The organism is Rhizobium sp. WYCCWR 11152 (assembly GCF_013087615.1).
Taxonomy (GTDB): Bacteria; Pseudomonadota; Alphaproteobacteria; order Rhizobiales; family Rhizobiaceae; genus Rhizobium; species Rhizobium indicum.
In genome coordinates this window covers 463,056-469,509 of record NZ_JABFCP010000002.1, presented here as the reverse complement: position 1 = coordinate 469,509, position 6,454 = coordinate 463,056, and the positions used below count along the sequence as shown (strand labels likewise).

The following is a 6,454-nucleotide window of genomic DNA, read 5'->3' as shown; positions in this document are numbered from 1 at the left end:
TTTGAACAACCGCGATATGAGGCGCGGTCGCAATCCTTGCCTCTCATCGATGAGGAGGAATGACATCCTCTTTATCTCGATCGTGATCACGCCTGCATTGTCATGGCGACGATAATTCCCGGAATCCATCGCATGGAATCCATTTTCCACCGCCCAGGCGGCTATCATATCCGCGTTCATCAAGGTCCTGCTTTAGGAGATGCGGACGTGCTGTCTCTAGCTGTCCCGCTCGCGCAAATCGCTTCGCAGTCCTACGGATACCGCAACTGAATCGCTCTAATCCAGCCAAATCCGTCCAAGATCACAGTTCGCGCTTAGGTGTTGCGAGAAAGACTCGAAGCAATCGTTTTCAATCGGTACCACTCAGCCGAGGCCCCGCCCGTTTTTGTGCTCTTGAAGGGGTGTGCCGGCGCGCGGAACTAGGGTCATCAGGCGCGCCTATTTGTTGCAAGCTGCACGCCAAGCATCCTCCGCCATCCTTGATCATAGCGAAACGCGGCAGGACGCCTTACTCGATATCTTTCAGCGCATCGAGCGGGCCGATCAGCGCCGTGCGTGGTGGCACGAGTGTCGGCCGCACCAGATGCGTGATTGGCGGGCGGCGGTCCGCATCGAGGATCGCAAACCCCTTTGTAATCATCGTTTCGCTGTCCTGCCGGATCATGAAGACGGGGAAAGGCAGGAAAGAGCCGAAGGGATCGTAGTCATAGCAGCCGACGATGATATCGGCGAAGGTCTCGTGCGGATGCAGGGCGAGGAAGCGCATCAGCCCTTCGAGGTTGATCGAGGAATTGACGAAGAATGCACGCGGCAGCTTTCCGTGGCCTTCGTAGAAGGCTTCGAAGGCACGCGCCGTCATGGCCGGGGAATAGCCCGTCGGCTGGATGCAGATGTCCGGATTCGCGCCCAGCAATGCGCGCTTTACGTCGCGGAAACCGCGAATTCGCTCATGGCTGGCATGGTCGTTGCGGCCGCCGAACAGGTACAGGTCGTCAGGTGAAAGCGGTCCATCCTCCTGCGCGCGTTCGATGATCGCCTGTGTCAGCATGCGCGCACCTTCATGATTGTCGCTGATGACCGACGGCGCCAGTGTACCGGGCAGATCGATGTTGACGTGCTTCAGTCCTGCCTTTTCGCAGACCCTGTGCACGCCATCCGGATCGGTTGCGCCAGCGATGAAAAGCTCGTCGATCGAATAGGAGATCAGTGTCTCGACGACCTTGCGCTCCTCTTCCGGATCGCGACAGGCACTGACGACGAGAGGGCACTGGCCGCGGCTTCTGACCTGCGCCTCGAAAGACTGCGCCATGGAGGAGAAATAGCGGTTGTCGTGCACCGGCAGCAGAAGACCAACAAGACCTGAGCGGGACGAACGCAGGCCACGGGCCTGCAGGTTTGCCGTATAGCCGTGCTCGTTTGCCAGGTTCTGAATGAGTTGCGCCGTCGCCTCCTTGATACGCCGCTTCCGCCAGCTCCCGTTCAGCACGGCGCTCACGGTCGAAGGCGACGCACCCGATAGCATCGAGAGATCGTAGATCGTCGCCTTCTTCTTGCCGATGTCGGTCATATCTCGCCTTTCCTTTGTCGCTTCCCTTAGAAACAAACCCCTCTTGACGAAAGCCCTGCCTTGATCGATAGTCATTGCACCATCGATTGTGCAAAAAAGAAAGATCGATTGTGCAAAGATGGTTCGCCGGAGGAGGCGAGATGGGAGGCAAGGGTATTCCCTCGCCAAGAAGCAACCAGGAACAACCTGCCGCAAACCGGCCGGTGGTCGTCGTTCGTATGAGCGACCTTTGAGGAGGAGTGAGGATGAGGAGCCTTATCGTAGCGGCATTTGCCGCATCGCTGTCGCTTGCCGGGGCGGTGGTCGCGTTTGCGCAGGACGCGCCGAAGGTCGGCGTTGTCGTCAAGATCGGCGGCATTCCCTGGTTCAACGCGATGGAAGCCGGGATCAAGGAACAGGGCCAGAAATTAGGCGTCGATGCCTTCATGATCGGCCCGACTAGCGCCGATCCGGCGCTGCAGGTGCGCGCCATCGAGGATCTGATTGCCCAAGGCGTCAAAGTCATTGGTGTGGTTCCGAACGATGCCAAGGTGCTCGAGCCCGTGCTCACCAAGGCGCAAGCCGCCGGCATCAAGGTCATTACGCATGAATCACCCTCGCAGAAGGGCGCCGACTGGAATTTCGAACTCGCATCGGCCACCGGCTTCGGTGAAGCGCATGGCAAGCTGCTCGCCGAGAAAATGGGTGGCAAGGGCGAATATGCCGTCTTCGTCGGCTCGCTGACCGTGCCGCTCCACAACGCCTGGGCGGATGCCGCAATCGCCTATATCAAGGCAAATTACCCGGACATGAAGCTCGTCGGCGAGCGCTACGGCGTGGCGGAGGACGTCGACAAGAGCCGCTCGACGGCGCTCGATCTCATTGCCGCGCATCCGGATCTGAGCGGCTTCCTCGCCTTCGGCAGCCAGGGTCCGATCGGCGCTGGGCGCGCCATTGAGGAACGCCGCAAGACGGGCAAAATCTTCGTGCTCGGCCCGTTCTCGCCCGGCCAGGGCCAGAAGCTGATCAAGTCCGATGCGATATCGGGCGGCTTCATGTGGAATCCGAAGCAGGCCGGCGAAGTCTTCGTCACACTCGCCGATCGCCTGATCAAGGGCGAGAGCGTCAAGGAAGGTGATGACATTCCGGGTCTCGGCGTGATCAAGCCTGTTGGTAACGACATCATCGTCGATCAACTGCTGCCGATCAACAAGGATACGGTCGACGACCTGGCCGCAATGGGCCTCTGAAGAGGCCCCCTCCCCGGGTGTCGGGCTGGTCCATGTCGACCGGCCCGGCGTTCGGGAAAGAGAGCGGTATCCGGCGATGGCCGGACCATTGATCTTTCATGGCATTCGACTGGACAGGCAACCGGCATGAGCACGGCAACGGATGATGGTGTGAAGGCCCAGCCGCTTCTTTCGCTTCGCGGCATCAACATGACATTCGGCGGTGTGAAGGCGCTGAAAAACGTTTCCTTCGAAGTCTTGCCTGGCGAAGTGCATTGTCTGGCCGGCGAGAATGGATCCGGCAAGAGCACTTTGATCAAGGTGATATCAGGCGTCTATCGGCCTGCAGACGGCGCCGAGATCGTCTTCGACGGCGAGACGATATCCCACATGACGCCTGCCATGGCCCAGTCCCGCGGCATCCAGATCATCTGGCAGGACCTCGCGCTCTTTCCGGAAATGAGCGTGGCGGAAAACATCGCCTTCCAGACCCTTTCCGGTTCGCGCCCGCGCTTCGTCAATTATGCCGCGATCCGCGGAATAGCCGAGGAAGCACTCGCCCGGCTCGGCGTCACCCTCGACGTCGACAGACCCCTCAAGGACTTCGCCATCGCCCAGCGCCAGATCGTCGCCATTGCCCGCGCGCTGGTCGGAGAGGCCCGGATCGTCTTCATGGACGAGCCGACCGCCTCGCTCACCCAGTCTGAGACCGATCATCTGCTGGCGATCGTGCGTACGCTGTCGGCTTCGGGCGTTGCTGTGGTCTTCGTCAGCCATCGTCTTGCGGAAGTGCTGGACATCTCCTCGCGCATCACCGTGCTGCGCGATGGCGCACTGGTCGGGGTCTATCCGGTGGAGGGCATGACCCAGTCTAAGATCACCGAGCTGATGACCGGGCGCACCTTCGACCAGAATGTTCTCGCCCGCGACGTATCGCAGAACCCGGTCCTGCTTTCCGTCAGCAAGCTTTCCCGGCCTGGCGAGTTCGAGGACATTTCCTTTGATCTGCGCCGAGGGGAGACGCTCGGGATAACCGGTCTGCTCGGCTCCGGGCGTACCGAACTTGCGCTGACGCTGTTCGGCATGCGTCGACCCGCGGCCGGAATGATCATGTTGGAGGGAAAGCCGGTGCGCTTTGCCTCCAACCGCGAGGCGATCACATCAGGTATCGCCTATCTCTCCGAAGACCGCCTTTCGCTCGGTCTCAACCAGCCGCAATCCATCGCCGACAATCTGGTCATGGCCTCGCTTAACCGTATCCTGAGCGGCGGGCTCATTTCGCCGGAAAAGAAGCGCTCGCTGGTCGCGCGCTGGATCGCCGATCTCGGCATCAGGATCGGCAAGCAGGACGATGCGATCTCGACGCTTTCGGGCGGCAACCAGCAGCGCGTCGCGATCGCCAAATGGCTCGCCACCGATCCAAAAGTGTTGATCCTCGATGCGCCCACGGTCGGCGTCGATGTCGGCGCGCGCGCCGGCATCTTCGAAATCGTTGCCCGCCTCGCCGAGGCGGGGCTTGCGATCATCCTCATCTCGGACGAGGTGCCGGAGATCTATTTCAACGCCGACCGGATCATCCATATGGAAAAGGGCCGCATCGCCGGCTGGCACGATCCCCGCGCGACCACACTGAAGGACCTGGAGGCGGCGGTCTATGCGTAAGCTGTTCCTGTCCCATACGACGGAATTTGTGCTGTTTGCCGTCATCATCGCGATGAGTATTGTCCTGGCTTTTACGACCGACCGTTTCTTCACGCTCGGCAATGGGTTCGACCTGCTCAATATCAGCGCGGTCAACATCATCTTTGCCGTCGGCCTGCTCGTGGTGCTGATATCAGGCGGGATCGACATCTCCTTCGCCGTCGCAGCCTCGATCGTGCAATATGTCACTGCACTTGCGCTCGAGAGGATCGGCGGCGGCGGATGGGTATCCGGTCTCCTGATTGCGGCCTGCATCGGCATCGTGCTCGGCATGATCAACGCCTTCCTGATCCACCGCTTCCGCATCATCTCGATCGTCGCGACGATCGCGACCTTCAACGTCTATTTCGGCCTGCTGATGTTCTTCACCAAGGGCGTGTCGATTTACAATCTGCCCGACTGGCTGACGAGCCGTGTCATCATCTACGAGCGCGAAATGGCCGATGGGAGCTGGGCTGAGATCACGTTGCCGGTTGTCGTCATGGTCGTCTGCACGCTCGCTACCTGGCTCTTCATTACCCGCACGACGACCGGCCGGCAGCTCTATGCCTTCGGCGACAATCCGGAAGGCGCGCGCCGCTTCGGCATCAATATCGGCGCCATGCAGTTCATCGCCTTCGGCTGGCTTGGACTGATGGCAGGCATCGCCGGTCTCATGCAGGCGCATTATGCGCAGGAGGTCGTGCCGAACGCACTCTATGGCCGCGAGCTCGATGTCCTGGCCGCCGTAGTGCTCGGCGGCGCGCGGCTGGGCGGCGGCAAGGGCTCGGTGCTCGGTTGCGTGCTGGGCGTGCTGCTCGTCTCGATCACCCAGAACGGCCTCAACCTGATGGGCGTCTCGCCCTTCGCCTTCAAGATGATCGTCGGCGCGATCATCCTCGTGGCGATCACCTTGTCGAGCGCCCGCATCGGCAATCTGGTGCCAGTGTTTGCGACCCGCAAATCGACCGATGCCAGGCCTGCAGACAGGGGAGAGAGCTGATGAACGCGCTCGCCGCCCGCTTCAACGCCATCTTCGGGGCCGACATGGCCGGTCCCCTCGCGGCGCTGGCGGTGGTGCTTGTCGTCTTCGGTTTCGCTTCGCCGCATTTCCTGACGGGCGCGACCTTCGGCTCGGTCGCCTTTCAGCTTCCCGAGCTTGGCGTCCTGACGCTTGCCATGCTGATGCCGATCCTCACCGGCGGCCTCAACCTTGCGATCACCTTCACCGCCAACATCGCCGGCCTGACGCTCGCCTGGACGCTGCAGGCCAATGGCGGCATCGATGCCGGCCCGGGCGCCTTTTTGCTCGGTTCGGCTCTGGCGCTCGCCGTCGGCGCGGCAAGCGGCCTGGTCATGGGCCTGGTCATCGCCTTTACCCGCGCCCATCCGATCCTCGTTTCGCTGTCGATGATGATCTTCCTGCGCGGCCTCGGCGAGTTCCTGACGCGCGGCGGCGATATTTCCGGCTTTCCCACCTTCATCGCGCCGATCGGCCACGGCAGCATCCTCGGCATCCCCGTCCCGTTGCTGATCCTGATCGCCTGCGTGATTGCCAGCCACATCCTGCTCTCGCGCTCCAAGCTCGGCTTTTCCACCTATATGATCGGCTCCAATATCGAGTCTGCCCGCTATTCCGGCATCAACACCCGCAAGGTCCTGGTGCTGGTCTACATGCTCTCCGGCGTGATGGCTGCGGTTGCCGGCATCATCATGCTTGCGCGTTTCAATTCGGTGCGCGTCGGCCACGGCGAATCCTATCTGCTGATCACCGTGCTTGCCTGCTTCCTCGGCGGCATCAATCCCTTCGGCGGCTTCGGCCGCGTCCTGCCCGTCTTCGTGGCGCTTATCGTGCTGCAGCTCCTCTCTTCGGGGCTCAACCTGCTCGGCGCCAACCAGCATCTCACCACTGCCGTCTGGGGCATCCTGCTCATCGTCGTGATGGTGCTGCGGTGGCTCTCGGCCAAGTTCATCAGAATCGTGAAATAGGAGATACGAC

The 6,454-nt window shown here is 61.3% G+C and carries 6 protein-coding genes; 4 read left to right on the top strand and 2 right to left on the bottom strand.

Translation table 11 applies throughout. The features are described 5' to 3' along the window. Both G9X67_RS34695 and G9X67_RS02450 read right to left on the bottom strand, forming a co-directional pair. On the bottom strand, positions 1 to 180 hold a 180-nt coding region (locus G9X67_RS34695; protein ID WP_210258749.1), incomplete at its 3' end, for a hypothetical protein. Between the two features lie 328 nt (positions 181 to 508). Next, on the bottom strand, positions 509 to 1,567 hold the full coding sequence (locus G9X67_RS02450; RefSeq protein ID WP_171597951.1) for a LacI family DNA-binding transcriptional regulator: 1,059 nt from the start codon (positions 1,565 to 1,567) through the stop codon (positions 509 to 511). A gap of 245 nt (positions 1,568 to 1,812) precedes the next feature. On the opposite strand from G9X67_RS02450, the gene G9X67_RS02445 reads away from it, so the two are divergent. The 4 genes from G9X67_RS02445 to G9X67_RS02430 all read left to right on the top strand — a co-directional run bounded on the left by G9X67_RS02445 (position 1,813) and on the right by G9X67_RS02430 (position 6,444). After that, on the top strand, positions 1,813 to 2,796 hold the full coding sequence (locus tag G9X67_RS02445; RefSeq protein ID WP_138332968.1) for an autoinducer 2 ABC transporter substrate-binding protein: 984 nt from the start codon (positions 1,813 to 1,815) through the stop codon (positions 2,794 to 2,796). Between the two features lie 126 nt (positions 2,797 to 2,922). Then, entirely contained in the window at positions 2,923 to 4,437 is a 1,515-nt protein-coding gene (locus tag G9X67_RS02440; protein ID WP_171597950.1) for a sugar ABC transporter ATP-binding protein, read from the top strand. Then, on the top strand, positions 4,430 to 5,458 hold the full coding sequence (locus tag G9X67_RS02435; protein ID WP_171597949.1) for an ABC transporter permease: 1,029 nt from the start codon (positions 4,430 to 4,432) through the stop codon (positions 5,456 to 5,458). Before G9X67_RS02440 ends, G9X67_RS02435 begins: the two co-directional genes overlap by 8 nt. Then, positions 5,458 to 6,444, top strand: coding sequence for an ABC transporter permease (locus G9X67_RS02430; protein WP_171597948.1), 987 nt, complete (start codon positions 5,458 to 5,460; stop codon positions 6,442 to 6,444). The genes G9X67_RS02435 and G9X67_RS02430 overlap by 1 nt, the downstream gene beginning before the upstream one ends. Positions 6,445 to 6,454: the final 10 nt, after the last annotated feature.

Bases quoted from the DNA above. Each gene is read 5' to 3' on its own strand.
- G9X67_RS02440 (WP_171597950.1), top strand. From the start codon at position 2,923: ATGAGCACGGCAACGGATGATGGTGTGAAGGCCCAGCCGCTTCTTTCG.
- G9X67_RS02450 (WP_171597951.1), bottom strand. From the start codon at position 1,567: ATGACCGACATCGGCAAGAAGAAGGCGACGATCTACGATCTCTCGATG.
- G9X67_RS02435 (WP_171597949.1), top strand. From the start codon at position 4,430: ATGCGTAAGCTGTTCCTGTCCCATACGACGGAATTTGTGCTGTTTGCC.
- G9X67_RS02445 (WP_138332968.1), top strand. From the start codon at position 1,813: ATGAGGAGCCTTATCGTAGCGGCATTTGCCGCATCGCTGTCGCTTGCC.
- G9X67_RS02430 (WP_171597948.1), top strand. From the start codon at position 5,458: ATGAACGCGCTCGCCGCCCGCTTCAACGCCATCTTCGGGGCCGACATG.